General features: G+C 40.8%; 20 protein-coding genes. 1 reads left to right on the top strand and 19 read right to left on the bottom strand.

Annotated features, from left to right (window positions below; genetic code table 11):
* Window positions 1-38: 38 nt before the first annotated feature.
* The 14 genes from F6K52_RS08050 to F6K52_RS07985 all read right to left on the bottom strand — a co-directional run bounded on the left by F6K52_RS08050 (window position 39) and on the right by F6K52_RS07985 (window position 16687).
* On the bottom strand, window positions 39-506 hold the full coding sequence (locus F6K52_RS08050; RefSeq protein WP_293076188.1) for a hypothetical protein: 468 nt from the start codon (window positions 504-506) through the stop codon (window positions 39-41).
* Window positions 507-508: 2 nt separating this feature from the next.
* Window positions 509-730 (bottom strand): hypothetical protein, encoded by a 222-nt coding sequence (locus F6K52_RS08045; protein ID WP_293076186.1) that lies wholly within the window; start codon window positions 728-730, stop codon window positions 509-511.
* A gap of 106 nt (window positions 731-836) precedes the next feature.
* Window positions 837-1442 (bottom strand): hypothetical protein, encoded by a 606-nt coding sequence (locus tag F6K52_RS08040; RefSeq protein ID WP_293076184.1) that lies wholly within the window; start codon window positions 1440-1442, stop codon window positions 837-839.
* Window positions 1443-1470: 28 nt separating this feature from the next.
* The gene (locus F6K52_RS08035) at window positions 1471-2058 is read right to left on the bottom strand and encodes a serine O-acetyltransferase (RefSeq protein WP_293076182.1); all 588 of its coding nucleotides are present in this window, start codon (window positions 2056-2058) and stop codon (window positions 1471-1473) included.
* A 9-nt stretch (window positions 2059-2067) separates the two neighbouring features.
* Entirely contained in the window at window positions 2068-2193 is a 126-nt protein-coding gene (locus F6K52_RS08030; RefSeq protein WP_293076180.1) for a hypothetical protein, read from the bottom strand.
* Between the two features lie 42 nt (window positions 2194-2235).
* The gene (locus tag F6K52_RS08025; protein WP_293076178.1) at window positions 2236-3246 is read right to left on the bottom strand and encodes a glycosyltransferase family 2 protein; all 1011 of its coding nucleotides are present in this window, start codon (window positions 3244-3246) and stop codon (window positions 2236-2238) included.
* 346 nt (window positions 3247-3592) lie between these two features.
* On the bottom strand, window positions 3593-5008 hold the full coding sequence (locus F6K52_RS08020; protein WP_293076175.1) for an O-antigen ligase domain-containing protein: 1416 nt from the start codon (window positions 5006-5008) through the stop codon (window positions 3593-3595).
* A 50-nt stretch (window positions 5009-5058) separates the two neighbouring features.
* A complete protein-coding gene (locus tag F6K52_RS08015; protein WP_293076173.1) occupies window positions 5059-5865 on the bottom strand; it encodes a 2OG-Fe(II) oxygenase in 807 nt (268 codons plus the stop codon).
* Window positions 5866-6015: 150 nt separating this feature from the next.
* Entirely contained in the window at window positions 6016-7374 is a 1359-nt protein-coding gene (locus F6K52_RS08010; protein WP_293076171.1) for an oligosaccharide flippase family protein, read from the bottom strand.
* A 263-nt stretch (window positions 7375-7637) separates the two neighbouring features.
* The gene (locus tag F6K52_RS08005) at window positions 7638-8903 is read right to left on the bottom strand and encodes a glycosyltransferase family 4 protein (RefSeq protein ID WP_293076169.1); all 1266 of its coding nucleotides are present in this window, start codon (window positions 8901-8903) and stop codon (window positions 7638-7640) included.
* Window positions 8904-9300: 397 nt separating this feature from the next.
* Window positions 9301-11493 (bottom strand): tyrosine-protein kinase domain-containing protein, encoded by a 2193-nt coding sequence (locus F6K52_RS08000; RefSeq protein ID WP_293076167.1) that lies wholly within the window; start codon window positions 11491-11493, stop codon window positions 9301-9303.
* Window positions 11494-12371: 878 nt separating this feature from the next.
* Window positions 12372-13595: a glycosyltransferase family 2 protein gene (locus tag F6K52_RS07995; protein WP_293076165.1), complete on the bottom strand. Its 1224-nt coding sequence runs from the start codon at window positions 13593-13595 to the stop codon at window positions 12372-12374.
* Window positions 13596-13883: 288 nt separating this feature from the next.
* Complete coding sequence (locus F6K52_RS07990) at window positions 13884-14927, bottom strand: glycosyltransferase (protein ID WP_293076163.1); 1044 nt, start codon at window positions 14925-14927, stop codon at window positions 13884-13886.
* A gap of 173 nt (window positions 14928-15100) precedes the next feature.
* A complete protein-coding gene (locus F6K52_RS07985; protein WP_293076161.1) occupies window positions 15101-16687 on the bottom strand; it encodes a cellulose-binding protein in 1587 nt (528 codons plus the stop codon).
* Window positions 16688-17226: 539 nt separating this feature from the next.
* Here F6K52_RS07985 and F6K52_RS07980 point away from each other — a divergent pair.
* Window positions 17227-18894: an alkaline phosphatase family protein gene (locus tag F6K52_RS07980; protein WP_293076159.1), complete on the top strand. Its 1668-nt coding sequence runs from the start codon at window positions 17227-17229 to the stop codon at window positions 18892-18894.
* A gap of 180 nt (window positions 18895-19074) precedes the next feature.
* Here F6K52_RS07980 and F6K52_RS07975 read toward each other — a convergent pair whose 3' ends face one another.
* The 5 genes from F6K52_RS07975 to F6K52_RS07955 form a co-directional block, all read right to left on the bottom strand.
* On the bottom strand, window positions 19075-20229 hold the full coding sequence (locus F6K52_RS07975; protein WP_293076157.1) for a glycosyltransferase family 4 protein: 1155 nt from the start codon (window positions 20227-20229) through the stop codon (window positions 19075-19077).
* A 770-nt stretch (window positions 20230-20999) separates the two neighbouring features.
* Entirely contained in the window at window positions 21000-22142 is a 1143-nt protein-coding gene (gene rffA, locus F6K52_RS07970; RefSeq protein WP_293076155.1) for a dTDP-4-amino-4,6-dideoxygalactose transaminase, read from the bottom strand.
* Between the two features lie 130 nt (window positions 22143-22272).
* Window positions 22273-23463, bottom strand: coding sequence for a glycosyltransferase (locus F6K52_RS07965; protein ID WP_293076152.1), 1191 nt, complete (start codon window positions 23461-23463; stop codon window positions 22273-22275).
* A gap of 766 nt (window positions 23464-24229) precedes the next feature.
* Window positions 24230-24856: a hypothetical protein gene (locus F6K52_RS07960; protein ID WP_293076150.1), complete on the bottom strand. Its 627-nt coding sequence runs from the start codon at window positions 24854-24856 to the stop codon at window positions 24230-24232.
* A gap of 97 nt (window positions 24857-24953) precedes the next feature.
* Window positions 24954-25547: nucleoside transporter C-terminal domain-containing protein (locus F6K52_RS07955; protein ID WP_293076148.1), on the bottom strand; the 594-nt coding region annotated here is incomplete at its 5' end.

Raw genomic sequence — 25547 nt, 5'->3', positions numbered from 1 at the left:
AAGTTCAGAAAATACAGAGCAACATCGCATTCCTCAATTCAAAATCTAATATCTTGCCATCGTCGAGACTCAAGGAAACGACTTAGATGTTTAACATTAGTGGTAGCAATAACTAAACGTTGTCCTAAGTTTTCTTGTTGAAATAGTTGACACTGAGCAGCAATTATCACATCATTATCAAGAGTTTTGTCATCAGCGGTCGGCATTCCTTGATGGCGAGACATTGCCCAAAGTTGAGCAGCATGACGCATAACCGGTTGAGTTATCGGTAGAAAGTCAATGATATTGCCCAGCTCATCAAGATTAGCTAAACCTTGATGTAATGGTTTTCTCATGCCATCTAAGATTAAACTTCTTCTAACTTCATAATCACACAAATCAGAACTCAGTACATAAACTCCTCTAGCTAAAAGAGAGTAAAGCCATTGCTGACATTGTTGTGCTTCTAATTTGTCATTGGGAGAAGATAATAACCCTAAAACGCCTGTATCGACAAAAACAATCATTATTAGCTATATAGCTTAGAGCCTTCTGGGCGAAAACTATCAAGAATTTGTTTGAATTTCTCTAAATCTTCCTGTCGAATTTTAGCTTCTTCTTGTGTGATTTCCTCTTCAAGGCGTTTTCTTAGCCATTCCAGAGCAGGTTGATTGAGTTTAATTTGTTCTTCGACAGTGTTCCCTCTATGTCTTAAGTAGGGAGCAAAATGACTCTGAGTATTATTTGCCATAGATTTTAAAACCTTGTTTGCTTCATGGTTTACTTCATTTAGTATAGCGCTTATCAATTAGGTGAGGCTTGGGGGTACATTTCATAGTAAGCATTCAGCAATGGTTTCAATTCATAATCCCGACTAAAATTTCCAGCAACTCGGTTAGCTCTTCTGGGACGATGTAGCGCTTGGGGTCTTGTTGTATGGAACGTTCAACGCGATTAAAAGTACCGAAACGCCAGTCTTCTCCGGTGGTAACAATGCCGTACAAAATTCTCTGGTCAGACTGGAGCCACTGATCAAGGGCAACCAACTCCACCGCCAGTTGAGTGAAGCCCCTGACCAGATCAGATTGTTTGGCTTCGATCACAATCAGGTTATGGTTAGCAATGTAATAATCTAAGGTTCCCCGCAGGTGTTCGCTAACGGCGATGGAATATTCAATGTAAATGCGGTGATTAGTGAGATCGACTACTTCAAACAGAATTGGTGCGATCAGGGCTTCCCGACGGGCAGTTTCGTTGATCAGCTCAATGCGCTTGCGGTTACGCTGGAGTTGGTGCAGCAGGGGTTCAATAGCTGCAGTGAAGGGCTGACGAGGTAGATCGATATGCGATCGCACAAGGGTACAGTCAAATTCAGCCAAGATATCTTCTAGGGTAAAAGGAAGGTTAAAATATTGGCTAAAGCTGTAAGGCTGTCCAGTTTTGAGAATGCGGCGACGGTTCATTTGTGGTTAGTATTCATTTGTTGACATCTCAACTAGAGCCGTTCCCATTTAAAGAACGCAACTTAATAACTTTAGCAGGAATTCCCACTACCGTTGCCCCAGCAGGTACATCAGATAAAACTACAGCATTAGCACCAATATTTGCCCCGTTACCGATAGTAACCTTGCCAAAAATCTTAGCACCAGCACCAACATTGACACTTTTTCCTAAAATGGGCGCATCCAAAGGACGGTCTAAGTAACGATTTCCCAAAGTTACCCCTTGACGGATGATACTATCATCACCAATGGTGCAATCTCCATGAATCACAATCCCACTTTGATGCTCAATAATTACTCGACGACCAAGCTTTACTGTGTAAGGTAATTCAATGCCATAGGTATTACGAACTTTACGATATAATGCTCGGTAGAGAATACTAAACGGAGCCCGTAGTAACTTCGGTTCGATCTTCATTCTCCAGACTCCAAACCGCTGCACCGCCACAGCCCGAAATCCAGGCTTAGTCCAATCACAACCATGGGCTTTCCAATCTTCTTTAATTTGTTGCCAAAGTCCCAAATTATCGGTTTTGGGGTGGGTAGAATTTGCCGTTAAATCTGTTGGCATCACCATAATATGTTGTTAGTGTTTGTTGTTTAAAAAATAGGGAATAGGGAGCAGGGAGTAGGGAATCGGGAATCGGGAATCGGGAATCGGGAATAGTCCATCAGCTTTGTAGAACAGGCTTCTAGCCTGTGGCACGCCCATAAGCTGATAGCTGATAGCTGATAGCTGATAGCTAAAAGCTAATCACGAAATCTTCGGACTACTAAAAGCAGCACCTTTACAAAACACACTATTGCGGAGAAAATCACTAAGTAAGTGGGGCGGCTCAAGATTGGGTTTACCTTGAACTACTCGGCGCAATTGCCACAATAAATAACTAGAAGCCCAGGTATGATCGGCTAGAGCAGCGTAAAACCAACCATAGTTTTTGAGGAAATACCGTCGCCGAGAATCAAAGACATACTGGGGTCGGCGTTTGGGTGGACGCTTGGTATCGGTAACACCTGAACTTTGGCCAACTAAGTGGACTACGCGACTTTCAGGGACATACCAGCATTCCCAGCCAGCTCTCTGGGCTTGCAGGCAAAAGTCCATTTCTTCGTAATACATGAAATACGCTTCATCGATCAGGCCAACCTGCTCAAACACTTCCCGGCGAACAATCATACTTGCCCCAGCTACCCAATCTGTTGGACAGGGTTGGTCAGGAATCGGTGGCCAAACTACCCATTTGGATAATAATGTCGATACGATACCGAGACGCAAACCAGAATCTAGCTCACTGAGCACGGTATGAAACCGAAATGCTGAACACTGAGGGGTACTGTCAGGCTCTTCTAGGCGAGAGCCAGCAATACCCACCTGGGGATGGTCACTCATAAATTCCACCAGGGTTTTGATCGCCCTAGGACGAACAATGGTGTCTGGATTGAGCAACAACACATAATCCGGTGGCTGATTAGACTTCAGGGCTGGGCGGATCACAGCATTATTGCCAAAAGCAAATCCACCATTGTGCTCTAGTGCCATCACCGATGCCCAACTACCCCAGTTTTCGTTTGCGATCGCATTTTTAATCGCAACAGCCGATCCATCCCCAGACGCATTATCTGCCACTACCACCCTAGTATTCGATAAACCTGGCATTTCATCCCCTAGAGACCGTAAGCAGTCTATAGTTAGACTAGGGGTTTTGTAGTTAACAATTACTATAAGTAAAGAATTTAGAGTATTGTTTTTTACTTCATTAGACATAACTAAGTTTGGCTGATTATTTTATTAGTTAAATTATTCATAAAAGGGAACAGGTAACAGGGAGTAGGGAGTAGGGAGTAGGGAGTAGGGAGTAGGGAGTAGGGAGTAGGGAGTAGGGAGTAGGGAGTAGGGAGTAGGTAAAAAAAATCATCCTCATTCATTTAGGATTACTATTAATAGTTTTTGTATCAATTAATTACTCTAGAGTTTTTAATAGCTATATTTTATACATATTTACACATAGTTTTTGAAACCAATTACTAAGTGTTATATTCCCTATTCCCTGTTCCCTGTTCCCTATTCCCTATTCCCTATTCCCTACTCCCTACTCCCTGATATATGATTCCTAATTCCGTTGAACTTGTCTTCGTTGATTACGATTTTGATTACGATTTTGATTACGAGAACGTTGGGCTGCCAATGCCGGGACTTTTTTAACCTTATTAGTTGTAGGTTCTGCGACCACCAATCCTGATAGTCCTCCACAAGCCAATACAAAGACTGGATTAACATGGGCATTAACCAAAAATTCCACCATGTACAAGGTTACAGCCACGGTCAGCACCGCCACTGGTGAAGCTTGCCGCTTTGACCACAAGTCCGCTGGACAACGGAACCAAAACATAGTCAACACGGGCATTAGTAAGGATGTGGTCAGGCTGGCTAGTCCAACGGTGCCGGTTTCACCAAAAGCAAGAATCCACAAACTATCTGGAATCGTAACGAGGTCACCGTTGTCATTAAAGATCAGACTTCTTCCCCATCCTCCCCAGCCAAACACGATCCGTTCCCGTGCTTTATCTACAAGTAACTCTTCATTATTAAATCTAAACTCTAAGGATTGGAGACGCTCTTCAGGAACTATATTCGATACATTAGAGATAATCTGATCACTAACGTAGGTGTCAGTCTGTGAGTTAATGTATAAGTAAGAACAAATAAGCCCAATTAGGATAAAGACTGGCAAAGCAGTGCGAAAATACTTGCCAAAAAACAAGATGCTAACTCCCAACAGTAGTAAGAAATAAGCACCAGTAGATTTGCACAATATAAATGTGATCAACAACGCAGCTACCAGCCACTTCATGGGAATATTCCAGAGTTCTTTGATCACCCCAGTGTGCCATAGCCAAATTCCCACTAAACTAGCTGCCATCATCCACAGACCGACTGACAAACCGTGGATCATAAATACTGACGGTCTCCATCCCCCGTAACGCATTGTTTGGGAAAAGTCAGGATGAGCATAGAAGCCGTAAAATATCCTATGGAGCTGCGGACTAAAGCGAGTTTCGTACAAACATAGGGGAACATATACCAACCCGCCCATGAAAATGCCAATTGCCAATTCACGTAATCCACTCAAGTTATTGAGATAGATCCGACCGAGAAAATAAGGTACTCCCCAGGTCAAAGTTTGCGTCAAAACAGTAGAGAACCCATCGTAAGCCCCCAACCCATTCGTAATAGATGAAGCCAATGGACATAGGCACCAAATCAGAATGGGCAAGTCAATCCAGCTGAATTTAAAGGAGCTAAAACGCCCAACATCGTATATAAACGTAGCCAACAAAATACCGTAGCAAGTTGCCGACATCTTAGTATAGTCAGGTAGACCAGGCAAACCAAATTCTGCTACGGGTAGGAATAGCCATGCTACGATGAAACTCACAATGACTGCCCGCTTAGCTGGAATTCTCATGAACAGATAAAGGACAACTGGAATCCAGCCGAACATGACGATGGGGACTAAAAAACTCATTGGCTTTTTTGGGCATAAACGTGAACAGAGTTGTTTGATAAATTCCTAACTTAACTCATTAAGTTATTCAGAAATTTCTTGACTTTGGTTACTGGAGATTTTTTAACTTGTATGTTTTCTCCTGGTCGAGCCCTAAATAATGTAGAGTGATCGCCACCCTTAGAAAGCTCTTCAGCTGGTCTGCCATTGCTGTAGTAGTAAAGTGCCAAGGATTTCCGAGTCCTTCCTTCTGGACAAGTTAATGGCTCAGGATGTCCGTGATAGGAAAAATCTGTAGTACTGAATATGACACATCGGTTGAAGACGGGGAGAATTTTTTTCTGAGACTTTGTCATCTCTTGATCCCACATTTCAAAATAACCACCATAGTCTTCTTCCCAATCTTTGTTGAGATAGATCAGAAGATTTAAGCGGCGGTCAAGGTGCAATTTTGTATGGCGATTGAAATCAGCATGGATTTTCAAGTAACCACCTTTTTCGATCTGATGCAAGCCACCACCAACAAAATGAGGATCAGGGATAATTCCATCAATGCCAGTTAAGGTTTCTAAAAAATTAATGAAAGTTGATGAATTGAGCTGATACAGAAAAAATCGGGTGTACTCTCCCATTTGTATTTCCGATTTTGAGGCCAGTTTTTTTTCTGGTGCAGCCTCAAATTTTTGCCAATCGATTTCATCAGCTTTAGGAAACTCATTCAGAATATTCTCTAGAATCTCTTCTGGAAAGAAGTTATCCATGATAATGTGTGGGAATGGCTCAGCCTGGGCATAGGCTTCACAATGATCCTTCGCAAAGTTAGTTAACTTTTCCGGGTCTAGGCAATAGTTTAATTTTGAATCCATTTTGTTATCCATTAGTTGTTTATTTATTTTGGTATTCTTAATAATTAAGACTAGTAATTATTAATAGATTGTGATGATTTTTATTCCCTGCTCCCTGCTCCCTGCTCCCTGCTCCCTGCTCCCTGCTCCCTGCTCCCTGCTCCCTACTCCCTGTTCCCTGTTTTAAAAAAGTCCACTGATAGGATATCCAAAACCCAACATATATCGAGCCCAAATCACCCACATCAGTAATGTCAACAGTAGTGCAGTAGCCCAGAGGTCTTGCTTAATAAAGGAAAGCCCTTCTCGACAGAGACCATAAGTTATTACAAAATAAGGGAGAATGTCATTGAAAGCAATCACCAGTACTGCTCCGAGTGGTCCATTGTCCCACCTTTGCATCAGATAAAATCCTAGGGGTATGCCAATACAAACATGAATACTCTTGACCAATTGACTGTAAGCGTTATAGTTTGGCTTTCCAAGAGCCATCAGGGATTGCTGAACGGTATCAATTAATAATGCAGGCCAGATGCCTAGGGTCAGGATTGGTAACATCCAAGCCGCCTGATAAAACCTCTGATCGTATAAGATAAAAATCGCAGCATCTCCAAAAGCAGTACTGACTGTCAACATCAACGCTGCAGCCACTAGGATAAGTTGGCGATTGTACCAAATCTTGATCCGAAAGGTTTCCCGAGGCAAGTCAGCCAGTTGAGAAAACGTTGGCAAAAGCACCTTGGAACTAATTGCCGAGATTACCTGAGAAGGTAGGTATGCTAAATTAAAGGCAACACCATAAATCCCCAATAGCTCAAATGAAAATAATTTGCCTAAAATTAGTCGGTCGGCTTGGGTCGCGAGAAAAGTAAGCGCGGTTGAAATAAATATCCATTTCCCGAAGGAAAAGATGCTGTTAGCTGCCTCTTTCTCCCAGGTAAAGCGGTTTGATTTTCCGGGAATTAACCAATGACTCAATATCATTTTGGTCAATGCCATCACTACATTCCCAGCAGCAAGAGACCAGATTGTCCGATTGAAAAAAGCCCAAACAAGCATCACGATCAGGCCGGACAATTGCACCACCAGCTCAAACATCATGATTTTGCCAAATGCCATGTGCCGGTTGAGGCTCCACACAGCAGTGGAGTTGAATCCCTCAATCAGTGGAATCACACCAATGACTGGCATCAGCCATAACAGCTGCGGGTTATTATAGAAATGGGCAATCGGCCAAGTAATTATCAGACAAGCCACCCACAGCACAATACCCCGACAAACCTGAATAGTCCAGATAGTATTGAGAAAAACTGGGTCATCCCCACGTTTATTCTGGATGATGCTTGGACCAATACCGACATCGGAGAATAACCGTAAGCCAATGATGAAAACGTTGGCTAGAGCCATTAAGCCGAAAAACTCTGGTGCAAGCAGGCGGGTCAGAACAAGATTACTTGCCAGTCTCAGAAACTGACTTGTTCCATAACCACCTACTGTCCAAATAGCCCCACGGAGGAGTTGTTTTTTAAGTGATGAGGACATGGTTATATTTCCGAGTAGGTAGACGGGATAGGTGGGGTTGCAGACTTAAAGGCATCAGATAATTTGGTTAGTTTTAAAGATTGGCTCTACTGCTGATATCTGAGTATGTTGTGTAATGTAGTTTTTAGGTTTTAAGTTACAGCTAGATAGATACTACTTGTTGAGCATCAAATGAATACTCGCTAACCGTCTTTAACCGTCTTTTGCCAGAAAGGAGCTGGCTGTTGAGATCACAAATAACGACTCCTATAGTTGTGAGAATTTTAAATACGCGAGAGCTTAGCACTGCTTGGTGCAGCCTCAATGGGAGCTTGCTTTGGAGGTAGTTCAGGATTAGACAAAAATAGGCCTGACAATTTCTTAGCTTCTGTTGCAATATCATGCCGCCTAGCAACCCGCTCCGCCCCAGCTTTACCCATTTCCTCTAGGTTTTCCACCGGGGAGTTTAAGGCTTCAGCCATTGCTGCGGTTAAGGCTTCAACAGAGCCTGGTGGCACCAGCCAACCACAGCTGCCATCACTGACCAACTCAGGTATCCCAGCAACATAAGTAGTAATCACTGGACGACCCAGGGCTAAAGCTTCCATGAGCACGACTGGTAATCCTTCCGCAAAGCTGGGCAGTACCAGAGCCCGTGCTGCTAAAATTTGTTGCTGAACCTCAGTATTACTAGCCCAGCCAGTAATCTCAATGTGGTCTTCCAAGCCTAACTGGGCAATAGTGGCTTCAATTTGCGTACGCAACGGTCCATCACCCACTAGTACCAACTTGAACTGCAAGCCCTCAGCTGCTAACTGATGGGCCGCTTCAATCAAGAGTAGATGTCCTTTTTGTTCACTGAGGCGACCAACGCAAACTAAGCGTGGCACCTCTGGTATGGGGGTGTGGGGTTTACTCAAAAACATCTCATCCACACCACAGTGGATCACATGGATTTTTGACCACTGATTGTGGCTGCACCATCGATAAAGCTGGCTTTTGCCAAAGGAGCTAACAGCGACCACAAAAGCAGCTCGGTTGATTTTTTCTCTTAAAGCTAAAAGTTGGGATTTATCAAATTCTTCTGGACCATGAACTGTGAAGCTGTAAGATGGTCCACCTAGAGCATGACATAACATCGCTACTGTAGTTGAGTTTGTTCCGAAGTGGGCATGAACCTTTTCAATATCTGACTCGGAAAACCAACCCAGCAAAACGCAAGCCTCAGCTAAGTAGGCTAGATGATTCAAAACTCCTCGGTCTGAACCCCAGCCGATTTTGAGGGTCAGCCCTAAGGTCTTCAAAAGACGTATCGGTCTGGTTAAGGCAGTCCGTAATAGGCTCAAACACAAGCCCACGATGCCAACTGCTAAGACAAATCGAGTCTTCTGTAGCTCTAGTTGATCAAGTGGATCAACTAGTTGAGAGGCGCAGGAACGGATAGAAAAACGTTTGACTTGAATACCGCAAGCCTCAAGGCCTGCAATCTCTCGCCGGATGAAGCTGTGACTTACCTTAGGATACTGATTAACTAGATAGGCAATTGTCATCGTGAACTCGGGGCAACTGTATGTCTGTGTCTAGGAATTTTTGGTAGATTGACACCTTATCTAAGAGATGGAATAGATCGATAAAAATATTAAAATGTCTCAAGGGATGTAACCCCTTAATTAACATCACTTGATTAGGCTCCATGTCCGTACCAATTTTGCTGCCTCCTTAGACTAAAGCAACGTTGGTGACAGTATCTTCCTTATTGTTCTTACTAAGTGTGAAGTCAGAATCCGGATTGCGATCGCATTGGGGATAGGTCATATCCTGTCCGTCAGAATAAGTTTTGGTTGAACGCCCACGCGTTCAACAAGATAACCTTCAACCGATTAACCTTGGCCTTTGGCCACGCTACGCGAACAACCTTCAACCAAATAACCTTCAGCAACCCATCTTCTAGGGTGAGACAGTCAAGGAAGATGGTTGAACACGATTAACTACTACGCCCAGACAGGTTAAGCCAAACCTGTCTATTTGATCGAGGACTTGCTTGAATTGAGATTTCTTAGTTCCTCTTAATCCGACCACCATCAAGATTCCATCGGTATTAGCAGCTAGGAAATTAGCGTCTGTATAGCTCAGTAGATTAGGAGTGTCATAGATAACCAAGTCAAATTTTTCCTGAAAATGCCCCATAATCTTTTCCATGCGAGTAGACGCCAGATCTTGAGGAGAATCTACTAAAGATTGCCCAGAAGTCAACACAAAAAGATTATCTGAGAAAGGCGACCGCTCCATCACAACCTCTTGGTCGTTTGATAGCAACTCGCTCAGTCCTGGCAAGTTTTGTAAATTCAAATTGGAGTGAAGTTGAGGTGAATGGAGATTAGCATCTACTAATAGAACTCGCTGACCTTTGGAGGCTGCCATGTGAGCTAGGTTTAAAGCTACATTAGACTTACCATCCCCAGCCATAGCCGAGCAAATGGCGATGGAGCGCAGGGGTGGATTACAAAACCTAAAATGCATGTTAGTGTAGAGAGAGTCGAATGCTTTTTTAAATCGATTATCCTCAGATACTTTATCTTCGTCGTTGCTAAAATCTACACTATAATTAGTAAAAATTTCAGGATTTTTACTAAATGGTATTTCTCCTAATACCGGTAAATTATGGCTTTCTTCAATATCTTTAATTTCATAGAATATATTCCGATATTTATCATAAAGTATAACTGTACCCATCCCTAAGCTTAAACCGCCCATAACTCCTAACAATATCAACTTATTCTGACTAGATTCTGCGATCGGCTTACCGGTCGGATCGCTTAAAAGCTGAGGTTTAGAAATTATCTCCCAAGGCACTTCCCGTTGAGCTTTCTCCACCTGCAATGTCTCTTTCTGAGTTTCCAGTTGGTTGAGAGTTTGAGTAGCAATTTGTAACTGCCGCTGTAGATCATTATACTTACGAACAAAAATCGGAAATTCTTGGGTTTCGCGATCAACAGTGTTTTGAGTCTGTATCAGAGCCTGATTACGAACCTGTAGTACCTGAATTTGGTTAGTGGTATCAACCAATTGTTGAATCAGTTGTAAACGAATTGGATTTTGAAGGGTTCGCACTCGCGGGTTAATCGGTTGACCTCCTAAGTTCTGACCCAGAATCCGTTGTACTTCCCGATTGAGAAGATTTTGTAGATTTTGCCGTTGCTCTAGTAGAGTTTGAATATTAGGGCTATTTGGCTGAAAGCGGGCAGATTCTATCGCAATTTGACTTTCTATTTCTTTAAGATCTGCCAGTAACTTCTGATAGTTAGGATCTTCACTTAAGGCAGAAGAAGCTAAAGCTTCATTTGGCGATAATTTTAATTGTCTTTGTAAGCTATTTTTTAAATTTATTAGCTCTTGTAATTGTCTAGTTGTCTCTCTTTTTTGATCGCCAATTTGACGAATTTTATCTGACAATTGTTCCCCATCAAATTGAGGTTCAATTAGCTGATATTGCTGTTGCAGATTTTGTAGCTTTCCTTGGAGACTATTAACTCTATCCTGTAATTTAGGGAGTTGATCATTAATAAATATAACTCCTTGACCAATGCGGGTTTTTCGGTCGTCTAAACTATACTTTTCATATTCTTCAGCTGTTGTTTCTAAGACCAACTCTACTAGTTTTTCATCTGTTCCACTATAAGTAACTGATAGGATTTTAGTATTTTCCCCTTGACTTTCTTCTTCGAGACGTTCAACTTTTAAATATAACTGAAGTACCCCAATGGTAAAATCTGGATACTGAAATTTAATTTTATTGACTATTTTAGATAAGATTTCAGGACTGGTTAGGATTTTAATCTGAGTTGCATAGTCCAGTTCAAAATTTCCCGCACCAGGTATTGTTCCCTGACCCCGAGTAAGTGTCATTGGTTCAGTGGATATTGCTGCAGCAGATGTGACTGGTTCGACTAACAGCTGAAAATTACCTGAATATGTAGAGGGAGATTTGCTACTCAAAAAGGTAGCAGCAACAGTCACTAAACCTGCAATCCCTAAAACCACCATGGCTTGGCGTCGGGCAATCCTCAAAAGCGGACCGAGATTTAATCCTTTTTGAGGAGTATTTAACTCATCTTGCTCGTTTAATGTTAGTTGTTGCAATTGTCTGCCCCTTTTACTAGTTGATAAGGTTTCAGCCCCCTGTTGTATATCCAAGAGGATGCTAATTTCTGCAGGGAGACACTAATAATTACCAACTATCAGGGCAATAATCCGGATTGTCCAGGTGTATAACCCTTTTCACATCGATGCTATAGTTTATCGATGTAGAATGAAAAATTTTCAATATTCAGGAGTGATCTAAACTCCTTTTGTTTGGGTTATTTATAGTCTATTTTTTTTTATCTCAAACTTAATTTATATTAATAACTATAAATCTAGTTTATACAAATTATGTAAATTACTGCTACCGATAATTTTATTATTACTATATTATGATTGATATAGATTAATATTTTTCCTTTAAATACTTAGTATTATTCGCCGGTTTAGTTATATTTTTATTATACACTGATGATGCTACTCTATTTGATAGTATAGCAGTCGCAAGGGCAGTTAGGATATGACAAAAGTCTCAAACCTAAGTAAGCGCAATAGTTTTACTTCTGACTTCTGAATTCTAACTTCTGACTTCTGCTATATTTGTGGGTAAACTATCCAATATTGATATCCAAAGTCGGTAAGCCCAAGGATAATTCCATGGGCTGAATTATGATATTAGAAATTTAATTTACCTTGATTCTCAAACCATTACTTAAGAATATTATAGCGTTTATAGGACTCATGAGGTACACAGAATTGTTTGACTATTGGCTCTTGCCTTCCCCTCCTGGGAGGGGTTAGGGGTGGGTTCCTCTTACCTGCTCCCTGCTCCCTGCTCCCTAAAACCTAGATATTTGTACCTCACAAGTCGTAGAATTGCTATATACCTAAGCTAAAGAATAGACCAGAGAATGATCTCCTCTAGTAGAATCAGTTGATTAGGATGATGGGGTATCGACTGCATCCCGTTCTGTGCGAATCCACTTGGTCTGAGGTTCCACCAGAAAAGCCAGATAGAGGGGAATTTTCCACAGAATGTAAACCGGGACAGCTAAGAGCATCAGGATCGGAAAGTCTGCTCGGCAAAACTTAGCCCAACCTTCAACAATCGCAATTAACAGCAACACTCCTTCGATTAGTAAGACAATGGTACTTATCCATGATCCTCCCAAGGCTACCCCGAGTAAAGATCCCCCTGTAGCAGCCACCCAAATTAGAACCAATAGGGACAATGGTGGCACACATAAGTCTAATGCGATCGCTAATAGGTCTCTTCGTCTTTGACGAAGATACTCTTTGAGCAACTTAGGAACTTGGTTTAGCAAAGTCTCGATATGACCATGCTCCCAGCGTGACCTTTGACTCTTTGCTGAAGCGTCTTTCATCAGACGACCTGTGACTTGTGCTTGTTGGCAATATATTGGGGAATGCCCAGTTATCGCTAAATCCAAAGCCAACTGCATATCATCAACTGTTTTACTGCCAGCCAAAGAGATTTTGCTAATCACTGACCAGGGGAACGCCATTCCTGAACCGGTTAACAAACAAGGTAAGCCTAGTCGATGTAACCCACTCGGACGGACTGTATTTTTGAATTTAACCGCCAGAGTAGAGATCAAATCCTTTACTACCGGTTTGTCTGGTTGTGTCATTAAGTAAGTTGACTGAACTGGTCGTTGTGTAGCGATCGCAAGGTGAGAAATCCGTGAAATCGTTCCTTCAGCAACGATACAGTCTGCATCAACCACCACCACGACATCCGGTGGATTAGGCTCAATAAACCCCATACCGAAGTCTAAGGCATATCCCTTACCTCTGCGCTCATAATCCTGTCGTTCAATTACAATAGCGCCAGATTTCCGAGCCACTGCTGCGGTGTCATCAGTGCAATTATCAGCAATTACTATTAGTCGGTCTTGCTCCGTAAGCTGAGGTAGTAATGTTTCCAGGGTGGCACTGATATCAGAGGCTTCATTGTGAGCTGGAACTAAAACAGCCACCGTTGGTCGGGGTTTGCTAGCATCCGACCATGGCTCAGAGCCATTAGGCAAAATTGCTGCACTACATTCAATAAAAAGAACTGTAATTGGAACGATAAGGGCAAATGCTATTACCAAGAATGGAATATCAATCAATGAGATTAATGGCTGATTAGCTAACACAATTGAACATCCTCAAAGCTTAAGATAAGTTATTGTTTTTCTGGAATATAAAACAGTAAAAAATAAATAGGCAATATATAATAAAACTAAATAAAATTAAAAAAAGCAATAAAAAATAATAACTTAACCATAAACGCTATAAAAAAAGCAAATCTTATCTTCATAAATTAAAATTAATTATCAAATAAATTACCTGTTTATATCTCTTTTAGACTATTCCCTATTCCCTATTTTCTGTTCCCTAAAATCTTGATTTTGTGTACCTGATAGCTATGAAAATGGCTATATCTAACTGTTACTATTAAGTACAGTTTTGTACTCAACCAAGTTACTACGCTGTCCTAGCAATCGATTTAGGTGAAATTGAATCTGACCTTGGACTTGAGGAAATTTGCCGATCATGCAAGAGAGACTATAAAGTAAAGCATCTGTTGAGCTCAAACCTGTCTGGGACTTATGACGATAGATCCGGTAAGTCATCAGAGGGTAACCCAGTAACAGTAATAAGCTCAAGCCATGGGTGAGCCATGCGATCGCAAATACTAACAGAGGTAAGAGTAATCCCCAGAACCAAATGCTCCGGCTTTCTTTGACCCAATGGCGTTCTGGAGTGTGACCGTGTAACCAGGCTCCCTCAGCGTAAGCATGACCTGCTCTTAAAAACCGCTTCCAGGACTGACTAAAACGAGTCATTTGGGCATCATGCCAAGTCATTTCAGCATCTAGGCGAAAAATCTTCCAACCCCTCTGGCGCAGCCGCAAGCACAGTTCCGGTTCTTCACCCGCAATTAGGGTAGGATTAAACCCTCCGACTTGTTCAAAAGCTTCTGTGCGCATGATTGCATCACCACCACAAGCAGAAGCTTCACCTACTGGTGTATCCCACTCCATGTCGCACAATTTGTTATATATAGATTTTTCAGGGAAGCGCTCTCGTCGGCGACCACAGACTACAGCGACATTAGGGTTGGCTTCCAGTTCCCCTTGAGCATAGTCGAGCCATCCCCCTACTACCTCACAATCCCCATCCACGAATTGGACAAACTTAAGATTTGGCTCTAAATGTTTGAGGTAGATATATCCCGCATTCCTAGCACGAGCTGCAGTAAAGGGTTTAGATAGGTCGAGTCCAATCACCTCTACCCCCAAAGAATGAGCGATTTCCACACTGTCATCTGTGGAGCCAGAATCGACATAAACCACACGAGCGACGTTCTTAATCACAGACAGTAGACACTGACGTAGGCGTTCACCTTCATTGCGTCCAATCACAACTAATCCAATTTGCTTCACACCTTGGGGTTTGTATTCTACAGCTGAGAGAGTGTTCATCGTTTAACTGCCTTGAAAATTTAGCTCTTTTCTTGGACGAGGCAAAGAATTGAAACGTAGAGGTAGCACTGAAACGCTGTTTCCCTAACGCGCTCCGTTGTTGGTGAAAGATTTAGCCAGATTAAACTGTAGCAGATTCACCCTTGTACAGCTTTCTAGGGAAGTTTACAGGATCAGGAATTTTGATCGATAAAGTCTATTAGGGCATCATACTTGGGTGAACTCTTTTGGTATACATGTTCTAAAGCCCCCCAGCTCCCCCATTTAGTCGGCTTCTTGATATCAGAAAAGTGCATAAATAAGCCACCGTTCTGATTCTTCCATTCATTCAGGAGTTGTGTATAAATTTTATACATTTCTGGATGTCTATTAAGCTCAATGAAAAACTCAGTTAGTTTTTGATTATCGGAATTGACAAGATGTTGACCACCTTCATAAGTCACTAACTGTAGTTTTCTCTTAGCTGCTACTTGTTGATGATAGTTAAAAAGTTTATAAGTATCAGTTAAGCTCTCATAGTCTTCTTCTTTGGGAAGTAACCCGCCGGATTTTATCTGCTTAAACGCTTTTGACACTCCGCCATCGGGTTCATTTAACCAAGACTCGATGGTGCTTTCGTTTTCTTCAGCGTTTAAGCTGCCATTAAAATATCCTGCGATCGCAAAAGCATCAATACTATGTTGATAACAAGGAGTATTACCCTCTGCTACCCACAAAGGACAATCTAAAACAGCATTTTCTAAACCAAGCCATACGGTATGGGTAGCCATAACAGACACAACGTTATTGCTGTCACTACCAAATACATTTTTCCAAATATCAGACATTTGAGCAGTGCGCATGCCATACCATTGCATGTATGCATCTCCTTTATCCTTGCCCCACCTAGCTTGACCTTGAGCTAAGGCATACTGAGCTTGTTGGAATTGCCAATTCCACACTTCATTAGACAGTTCCACATAAACCCTTAGATTTGGATCTAAGGTATCTTTAACGATTTGGGCAAAATTAGTTATATAGTCATCTGTAGCTTGATGGGGCATATTAAACCATGGCTCAGCACCAATTCGATTGGCCAGTTTAACCATGATTTCTACAGGTACACCTTTACCGTAAGCGTAGGAGGCATCATCTACTTTTGGTCTATTTGCCCATTCCCCTTGCTTAGAATGATTGGTTTCCATCCAGTCCATAAAACGGATGGCTTGAAAATTTTTAATTTTATTGATGAATTCAGGATTAAATAGTTCAGACTCGTAAGTATCTTCATACTTAGCTTGAACAACACGAATATTGCGAATATAATTCCCTGTTTGATTAGGATCCGTAGAGGTAATTATTAAATAGATACTAGCCCCGGATGGCGTTACATTAATTACATCTCTTCCTGGCTTTGATGCTACCTCATCTTTGGTAGCATCAAACTTGTATTCTATAGTCCCTTCTCCATCGTATAAAACCACATACTTTCCAGCTGGATAATTTTTCATCCCTGTAAAAAGTAGTGTAGCCACACGAGTATATTCAGGAGGAGCTTCTGGAGCAGGTAAAGACTTAACCCAGCCCTGTTCGTCTAAATCCAGTTTATCGTATTCCTCAGTCTCCCACGAACCACTACAGCCTGTTTCTCCAGAGACACATTGAGTAATCCATGGTCTCGACGATTTGAAGGCATCTAAGAAAGGAAGTTCAGTTGACCAATCAGCAATGCCATTAAGGTTAATTCCTAAGTTACTAGTTTTAGCTGGATCGCTTTGCAAAGTTAATTGACTTAATAAATTAGGTAGTTTATGATAAAAAATTTCAGGATATGTGGGATTTAAAACAATTAATAAAAATAGACAAAAACTAAAAAAAAATAATGTAACTATTGGTATTTTTTTAGAAAATATACTGTACACTAATTTTAACTATCAGGGCTAGCAAAACTGACTTTAGAATTGGATATTGATTGGTAAACTGACAGCTGACTGCTGACTGCTGAAAGCTGACCTGGTAATTCTCAACACTAAGATATACGGTAAAAAATCCAGTTATCCGGATTTTTTATAAAAAATTTTTTCTCAAAAGTTTATCATCTATAACTTTAAGTTAATCTTGTTCATAAATTTATATAACCATCAGGATTTTGGTCAATCCATAAGTAAAAATAAAAGTAGGGGTATAACGGTAAACCTTAGCTGTTGTATAAGATAGACCAAATCGAGTTTAATGCCACTCTAGGACTTGCCAAGATTCACAAATGCCCCTGGTTAAGTTGCAGGTTGTATCTCCAGTATTAACATTTACTTTCAGAGAAATGAAAAAGCCTGTTATTGCCATTGGCCTAGATTCAGCTGAGCCGTCTGTGATTGAGAAATGGATGTCTCAGGGACATCTCCAGACTATACGTCGTCTGCGGGACCAGGGAACCTATGGACGCCTGAAAAACTTTGAAGCGTTTAGTGCAGAAACGCCTTGGACAACATTTTTGACTGGCTGCTCACCTGAAAAAACTGGATTCTGGTCTTTCTTAGGATTTCGAGAAGGTACCTATGATTTCTACACCAAGGCAGCTTATGACTATAATGAGTATTCTCCATTTTATGCCTTGGGTGAAGATTATCGAGTGGCAGTCTTTGACATGCCTCAAGCTCGGCTCTCTGAGAAGGTAAATGGTCTCCAAGCTTTAGCTTGGGGAGCCCATTCTCCTCAAGTCGCTAGCGGGTCTTTACCGAATTCACTCTTCCAAGAACTGGTTGACAAACATGGAGAACATCCAGGGCTCCATAACGACTATTCAGTGTGCCTCGATTTAAAGACAACACTTCGACTTCAGAAAATTCTCGAGACAGGGATTGCCCGTCGCGCTAATATTTGTCAAGATCTCTTGCAACGAGAGTCTTGGGACTTGTTTCTAACAGTCTTTGGCGAAGCCCATTCAATGGGTCACAATTTCTGGCAGTTGAGTCAACCGGAGCATCCTCTGTATGAGGATTTGAGTCCCCGTGTTTCAGGTGATCCAATGCTTGAAGGCTTTCAAGCCATTGATCGCGCAATCGGCAAGATTTTAGCCAAAGCGCCAAAGGATGCTCATGTCGTGATTTTCTCTGCTCATGGCATGGGTCCTAACACCATGGATGTGCCCAGCACGACCTTCCTGGCTGAGTTTTTATATCGCCATAGTTTCCCAGGCAAATTTGCCCTGGCGAATGGGGGTGAGTTGGGAACACCCCTGGAACCAGTCATGAGCAAAATGAAATGGAACTATTGGGAGCGACATCTGTGGGGTACTAAGTATGACCCTAATCCAATTAGAAGGTTTTTGAGACGAGAAACTCCCACCAAGCTTTTCGAACTAATCGAGCCATGGTTAGATTATTCTAAAGAAACAGATCTGATCTCCCCATTCAGGCTCACTAAGGAAACCGATGTAGTACCTTACCAACCAGCTTCTTGGTATAGGCCCCTCTGGCCCAAGATGAAAGCGTTTGCCCTACCAAGCTTTGCAGAAGGATATATCCGCATCAATCTTCAGGGACGAGAACCACAAGGATTGGTACCCCCATCGGAGTATGATGCGTTGTGTGATGAACTGATCCAAAAGCTTTACGCTCTTAAAGATGCCCGAAAAGGTATACCGATGATCAAGGACATCATCAAGACACGGAAGTCGGCCAGTGATCGAAATCCTAAGCTGTCTGATCCCGACTTAGTAATTGTCTGGCAAGATGAGTATGCCACAGATGTGGTTGAAAGTCCTGATGTTGGACGTATTGGTCCTGTACCCCATTATCGTGCTGGTAGCCATCGCTCTGAGGGATTTATCATCGCTAATGGTCCAGGTATTGCGCCTGGTGTTGATTTCGGAAGGGGTCATGCTCTTGATCTTGCCCCCACGATTTTACAATTGATGGGTGCACCAATTCCTGAATACTTTGACGGTAAGCCACTACCATTGCTAGCAAAAGAGCTTATCAATAGTTGATACGCTTAACGGCTTAGAGTGTGGTCAGAAACGTTGCCCTCATCGTTAAGTATTTCTAAATTAGAAATGAGGCATAAGATAAAGAGGGGATGAGTATATTTTTCCCCTCTTCACTTTCTTCCAAATCTCACAACTGCGACACGGATTGCTATATATAATCCGATTGACGAGGGGTTGATATCAATTCAACATGCTCCTCATCACAAGATGTATAGCTTCTGCCCATTTATCCCAATTGAGATACTGATCGTATTGTTCTCGAGAAGACTTGACTAACTGTTCATAGACTTTCCGATCAGCAAAGTTATTTGCTATCAAACTAGCATACTGATCACTTGAGGCATCTAACGGTAATATATAACCATTTTTCCCCTCTTTAATAATTGTCGAGATTCCTCCAACATCAGTTGTAATTACAGGAAGACCAAATGCATTAGCCTCACAAATTACAATTGGTGAACAATCAGCACGAGTGGGAAATATAAAAAAATGGGATTGCAAAAATAATTGATTAAGTTCCTCTCGTTCCTCAGGAATATTTTTATTCAAAAAAGGAATGACCGTTAGCCGCTCATGCTTAATTTCCTCCGGTGGTATACAACCAAGCATAACTAGCTCAGCGTCAATTCCCATGCTGAGCAGAGATTTTAGAGTATTAAAGGCAATATTTCCACCTTTTCTCTGCCAATCTTTACCAATAAACAATAAACGGCAACGGGAATCCTTAGATTTTGGAAATAGTTGATCTATTGAGGGGATGTTATCTAAATTGGCTCCAAAATTAATTACTTCAACTTTTTTTCGTTCTGCCTGATAGTCACTAATTGCAGAATTAGCAGCCCATTTTGAAGAATAAACTAGTTTAGTGGATTTTGATAGTACAGCAAATTCCTGTTTTTCAGCTAAGGAAAATTCTTCTAATGTTTCGTAACTATTATAGTATTTATTGTTAATCAATTTCGGAGTAGCATCGGATAAAAAAATAATAGGAATATTAGTCTCAAGAAAACTTAATTCTTCTGAAGCAACTGGACAAAACAGTAGATCACAGGGAGTTTTGGTTAACTGATTTTGAACTGTAACTATGAATCGTTTGAGCTCTTTATTGTGATCCTGAGACTTTAAAGCTGAAAATATATTCCTTGATTTTATACGCTTTCCTATCTTACCCCAATGGGATTTATTATTCGATATTTTTTTCGGATTACCGAGATCAATTAACTTAATGTCTCTTGATTCCAGAGACTTATGCATATAATAAAGTATGCCCGAAAAAGTATTTTTATCTAAATAGTTCTGAAAAGAGAAAAACCCAACTCTCAACTGCTGATTCATCGGTTTTACAAAGGTTGAATCTTGCCATCAAATGTACCGCTTCAATTATAGCTCACGATTAAGTAATGATTGGATGTTGAACCATGATTATTATTAAAATAATTAATAATTTATTGATTTTCCAGGATTTGGCTAGTTAATGTCATGATTTTTAGATATAAACCTCCCCAGTAAGCCATTTTGCTTAGTTAGCTTTAGGGTAATAGGGCATTAGGTTTTTTTTTTAAAGGTGTTAGGGGTTTCACCGACAATTTCATACATCACTAAGTTAACTGGTCTTAGATTCAAGTATTTTTATAAGGATGAGCTATGGCAATACACCACATGTTTCTTGGCGTAGAAGCATAGTGATCCGCTGATAATATGGCTTTTCGGACTTGTTGAGCCATAGAATTACCGTCCTCCAAATTTTGGAAATTGTTTCAAAACCCACGTCTAAGTTAATGGCGTGAGTGGTATCCTCCTCTGGTTCACTGACACAACTTATTGCTACAGCTGAGTATTGGATTTATCGATTTAGATAGCTGCCTTGATATTCGCCTATCTATAGCAATTCTAAATCATTTGTAAAATCAGAAAAATTTGGAATCGTTACTGGAAAAAGGTTATAGTGAACACTTTAGCCAATATATTTCACGAATCATTTAGAACTGCTATATTTATTTCAGGACTTAGGCAGGAACTCTACTTGTAGGGTCTCACCCTAGTATTTATAGTGTTTGTTACCGAGTTTTACCTCAGTTATGTATATCTGAGAGTGCTGCTAAAGTTCAGAAAAATTTCTTGATTGATGCCACAACCCTTGCTTGGTCAGCTTCAGTCATATCGTTGTAAAAAGGCAGACGAAGTAAGCGATCGCTTATTTCCTCAGTCACCAAGCAGTCTCCTTCTTTGCCCCCAAACTCTCGTCCCATATCAGACAAGTGCAATGGCAGATAGTGAAAAACGCTGTAGATGCCTTGAGCTTTTAAGTCAGCAATCAAGGCTTGGCGCTTCTCTAGGGATGGTAAGAGTACGTAAAACATATGGTATGCCTGGTCACAGTACTCTGGCACGATTGGTAAGCGGATACCGTACTCCGGTGCCCAATCCTTGAGATTTTCGTAGTAGTACTCCCAAATTTGCTGTCGCTTACTCTGAATCTGTTGGCGACTTTCTAGCTGAGCATACAAGAAAGCTGCGAGTATGCCTGAGGGGAGATAACTCGAACCAATGTCTACCCAGGTGTACTTATCAATTTGACCGCGATAGAAGCGAGTGCGATTAGTGCCTTTCTCGCGGATAATCTCAGCACGTTCGATATACTTCGGGTCGTTGATCAGCAGTGCGCCACCTTCTCCACAAGTAAAGTTCTTAGTCTCGTGAAAACTCTGGGTAGCTAGACAACCAAATGTACCTAGATACTTGCCTTTGTACTTAGCAAATAGCCCATGAGCATTGTCCTCAATAACTGGTATACCGTAACGCCCAGCAATCTCTAAAATAGCATCCATCTCACATCCTACACCGGCGTAATGTACAGGAACAATAGCTTTAGTGCGAGGGGTAATCAGTGATTCTAATTTCTCTTCGTTTAAATTTAGGGTATCCGGGCGGATGTCGATAAAAACAGGTTGAGCACCTCGTAATACAAAGGCATTAATAGTAGAGACAAAGGTGAAGGAGGGAACAATGACTTCATCCCCTGGTTGGATGTTTAATAGTAGTGCCGCCATTTCCAGAGCATGGGTGCAGGAAGTGGTTAGCAGAACCTTCGGAACTGACAATATTTGTTCGAGTAGAGCATGACATTGTTTGGTAATAGCACCATCACCGGAAAGATCCATGTTCTTGATGGTCTGTTGGATATACTCAAATTCCTTTCCAACAGTAACAGGGCGGTTAAACGGTATTTTTGAAAAAGTAACTTGCATTGTTAGTTAGTAATTATTATTTTATACTTGGTATTAATCCGATAATTTTTTACAATGCACCTGAAATTATATAGATTAGGAATTATTGATTTTGGTTATTAATGATAGCAATAATAATAATTATTAAATTTTAGTGGGGAGATGTTGAGTTGTAGCGCCCTGAACTTAAACGATGATCAATTAACCATTGTTTATTTTCTGGTGAGTCATGTAGCCATCGCTGAATTAGGTCAGCAAATTTTACTGGAACCTGCAAACTCTTCCAGGTTTCGTAAGAAGCTATCGACAGATTATGGTAAAGATCTGAATTTGAAAGCAGCTTTTGAATAGATTCTGCTAAAGCAACAGAGTTGCCAGCCGGAAAAATTTTCGCACTGATCCCATCTTTTAGTTTATTAATAAACATTGGATGATCTGAAGCAATGATGGGAGTTCGAGCACAAAGGGCATGAGTAATTGCTAGTGGGAAACCCTCTGGAAATTCGTGGCGACTAGGAACTAATACTAGATCAGATTCTCTCATCAGAGGAACTACGGTATTATTTGGTACTAGTCCGAGAAACTCTACACAGTCTTCGATTTGTAGCTCCTTAGCTTTATTGGCAAAAAAACCTGTTTGATCGTTACCAGCTATCTTCAATTTGATTGGAAATTTATGAGCTTTTAATTGAGCGATAGATTCTAATATATCGCCAACCCCTTTAGCTTCAATCATTGACCCAATGTAAAACAGTTGCCAATACTTAGCCTGTGCTGGTAGAGTTTTTGATGGCAAGGATTCTGGGGTTTCAGTAACAATAAAGCTCCAAGGAATTATCTTGTCAGATTTGACTCCTATCTCCTGGAGTACTCGGGAGGAATCAATACCATAACTACCAATCCATTGGATGCCATCATTATTTAATAATTGGCTTAGTAAATAATTACGAACCTTGTTACGCACCTTGCTGGTGGGAATAGATTCAGCAAATAGGGCTAAGGTTGGAACACTATTCTCAATTGCCCAATGAAAAACGTCCCGAATGGGTGTGCGAACAATTAAATGATTCGGATTGTAATCTTCAATCAATTTGATTAACTTTTTAACGTTAATCTCTCCATTAAACCCTGCACCAATGGCACGAACTCCTTTTTCCAGCAGCTGATTATAGGGTTTTTCGGTCATACAACAGAGAGTTGCAACTTCCCCAATTTGTTTGCCAATTTCAGCTACCGCATCTACAGAATATTTCTGAGCATAGTATGTCTCAGCTCCACCGTTAGCTAAGCATTTAAAGGCTTCATGGTAATCTCCACCATACTGAATAATCAATAAACGCATGAAATTAATTAAATTATTTTAAATGATTTTTTATGGAAAATATTTGATATGAAAAAATATTAATTATGAAATAATTAGCTTATAAAATATCTAGATTATTAAAAATTAAAAATTATTATAAATCTTTACTATGATCAATAATTAATTTTAATTCACAATATATAATAAATGCCACTAATCTAGGACTGAAACTATCAACTATAAACTATAAATAATGAAGATTATTTAAAACTCAAATTAACTATTAATTAACCTGAAAAATATAATAAAAAATCTATATAGCATCAGGTATAATTATCAATACAATATTAATGAAATTGATCCGGAATATTGAGACTTTTTTGAAAAAGAAATAAAGTCATACTGACTCTGATGGTCTATAAAGTAAATTTAATTAAAGGTGGTTATAGATTTTTATATGAATTGTAAACAGACTTGTTGCATAAATTGGCTGGCATACAAGAGGTAAAAAGTAAGCTATGAAGGAGATCCGGAGTTTTATGTGACAATAAAAAAAGACCTCTTATATTTACCTATAATTTGTAAAATATGATTAGTGGTTAATTTATTTTTTTTGATAACTAATAAATACTCAAAGAATAACCCCTTATAAGGAGGTAATTCATCCGATGTTACTAGACGTGATCAGCACAGAAAACTGCCTATATTTCGTAAGTCAAGGCAGCTTTGGTGGAGAAAAAATAATGCACCATAGACGATGGAAAATTACCAGCTTCCCTGAAGCGTAAGGAGCATGGCATTGACCTTAAAGAGGTTTGAGAGTATTAGCCAAAAGTGCAATGCCATCTTTAACGTCTCCCTGAGCTGATTCTGTGGCACAAATTAGCATCACTACCACATTTTTACGCAGCTGACGCGCCAAGATTACTCCACTGACTGGCTGAGTCTGACCACCTAGGGTCAAGTTACCTCTCCAAGGAAGAGACACCCCTCCTGGTACTGGCTGAAAATTACCGGTTTGAAATCCTTCACCCCGCCTAAACTGTTCAATAGCAATTTGTGCTAGGGAAGGGTTGCTTAATGAACGATCTGTCGCTCTTTGTTCTACAAGCACCGTGTAGGCTAAGTTACCATCGGGTGATTCAATTAAGGGGAAACCACCTATGGTACTAACCTTATACCCTTCAAGTATACCCACCTGAAAGCGCTTTGTGAGATCTTTATAAGGTTCTTGATTAAGTCTTAAAGTATGGACTGAAGTATCAGCAGTAGTGGGAAACGCTGCTAGGGCAGACAATTGAGCTTGAGCTGGTAATGATTGTATTGGTATAGTCAATTGCTCGGGTCTAGACCAAGAGGTGCGCCCCCCAATTATCAGTAATAGGGTAGTTAGCAGAGTTAGACCAATCAGCAAAATTTGGTTACGTTTCATGGAATTATGCAGGAGGAATTATGAAATATCAATTATAATTTTTACCATTTCAGACTTTAGAATTTAGACTTTAGAATTTAGATTTGCTGACTTGAGACTATTTCCCCAAAATTGCTGGGTTGCCGAAATCAAACACACCAGCAATACAGCCAGTCATGTATGTAGCTAAAGTTGCTGCCCAGAGAGCTTTCCAGCCAATGGCGCTAATGTCAGCACGACGTTCGGGAACTAGACTAGCTAAACCACCAACAAAAATGCCAAAGGAGGCAATATGAGCAAAGCCACAGAGAACATAGCTGATAATCAAAATAGCGCGATCGCTAATTAATCCCTGGGCTGATAGCTGGGCTAACTTAAGATAGGAAGGAATCTCGGTTTGTAATAACCGTTGACCGATGAGCACAGAGGCTTGCCACAGTTCTTGCCAATCTAGGGAAACACCAGTCAGAAAGGTCAAGGGCAAAAACAGTACCCCAAAGATATTATCTAAGGTAATCACACTAAAGATATTACCGATTAGCTGTAGTAGGGAATTGTCACTAGCAGCCAAATTAGCCAAATAAGCAAAAAAAGTATTGACGAGTGCCACTAAGCCTAGGATTGCAATGACTACAGCGGAAATTGAATCGGAAGAGCGCGGTGTGGGGAAAGAGTGAAGATCTCGTGGTTGGCCGTATAATAAAAAAAAAAA

Source organism: Moorena sp. SIO3H5 (genome assembly GCF_010692395.1).
Taxonomy (GTDB): Bacteria; Cyanobacteriota; Cyanobacteriia; order Cyanobacteriales; family Coleofasciculaceae; genus Moorena.
This window is presented reverse-complemented; position numbering and strand designations above follow the sequence as displayed.

Coding starts and splice junctions, on each gene's coding strand:
- F6K52_RS08010 (WP_293076171.1), bottom strand. CDS start 7,374: ATGTCCTCATCACTTAAAAAACAACTCCTCCGTGGGGCTATTTGGACA.
- F6K52_RS08045 (WP_293076186.1), bottom strand. CDS start 730: ATGGCAAATAATACTCAGAGTCATTTTGCTCCCTACTTAAGACATAGA.
- F6K52_RS08050 (WP_293076188.1), bottom strand. CDS start 506: ATGATTGTTTTTGTCGATACAGGCGTTTTAGGGTTATTATCTTCTCCC.
- F6K52_RS07965 (WP_293076152.1), bottom strand. CDS start 23,463: ATGCGTTTATTGATTATTCAGTATGGTGGAGATTACCATGAAGCCTTT.
- F6K52_RS08030 (WP_293076180.1), bottom strand. CDS start 2,193: ATGGGCGTGCCACAGGCTAGAAGCCTGTTCTACAAAGCTGATGGACTA.
- F6K52_RS08015 (WP_293076173.1), bottom strand. CDS start 5,865: ATGGATAACAAAATGGATTCAAAATTAAACTATTGCCTAGACCCGGAA.
- F6K52_RS07980 (WP_293076159.1), top strand. CDS start 17,227: ATGAAAAAGCCTGTTATTGCCATTGGCCTAGATTCAGCTGAGCCGTCT.
- F6K52_RS08025 (WP_293076178.1), bottom strand. CDS start 3,246: ATGTCTAATGAAGTAAAAAACAATACTCTAAATTCTTTACTTATAGTA.
- F6K52_RS07975 (WP_293076157.1), bottom strand. CDS start 20,229: ATGAATCAGCAGTTGAGAGTTGGGTTTTTCTCTTTTCAGAACTATTTA.
- F6K52_RS08035 (WP_293076182.1), bottom strand. CDS start 2,058: ATGGTGATGCCAACAGATTTAACGGCAAATTCTACCCACCCCAAAACC.
- F6K52_RS08020 (WP_293076175.1), bottom strand. CDS start 5,008: ATGAGTTTTTTAGTCCCCATCGTCATGTTCGGCTGGATTCCAGTTGTC.
- rffA (WP_293076155.1), bottom strand. CDS start 22,142: ATGCAAGTTACTTTTTCAAAAATACCGTTTAACCGCCCTGTTACTGTT.
- F6K52_RS07990 (WP_293076163.1), bottom strand. CDS start 14,927: ATGAACACTCTCTCAGCTGTAGAATACAAACCCCAAGGTGTGAAGCAA.
- F6K52_RS07960 (WP_293076150.1), bottom strand. CDS start 24,856: ATGAAACGTAACCAAATTTTGCTGATTGGTCTAACTCTGCTAACTACC.
- F6K52_RS08040 (WP_293076184.1), bottom strand. CDS start 1,442: ATGAACCGTCGCCGCATTCTCAAAACTGGACAGCCTTACAGCTTTAGC.
- F6K52_RS08005 (WP_293076169.1), bottom strand. CDS start 8,903: ATGACAATTGCCTATCTAGTTAATCAGTATCCTAAGGTAAGTCACAGC.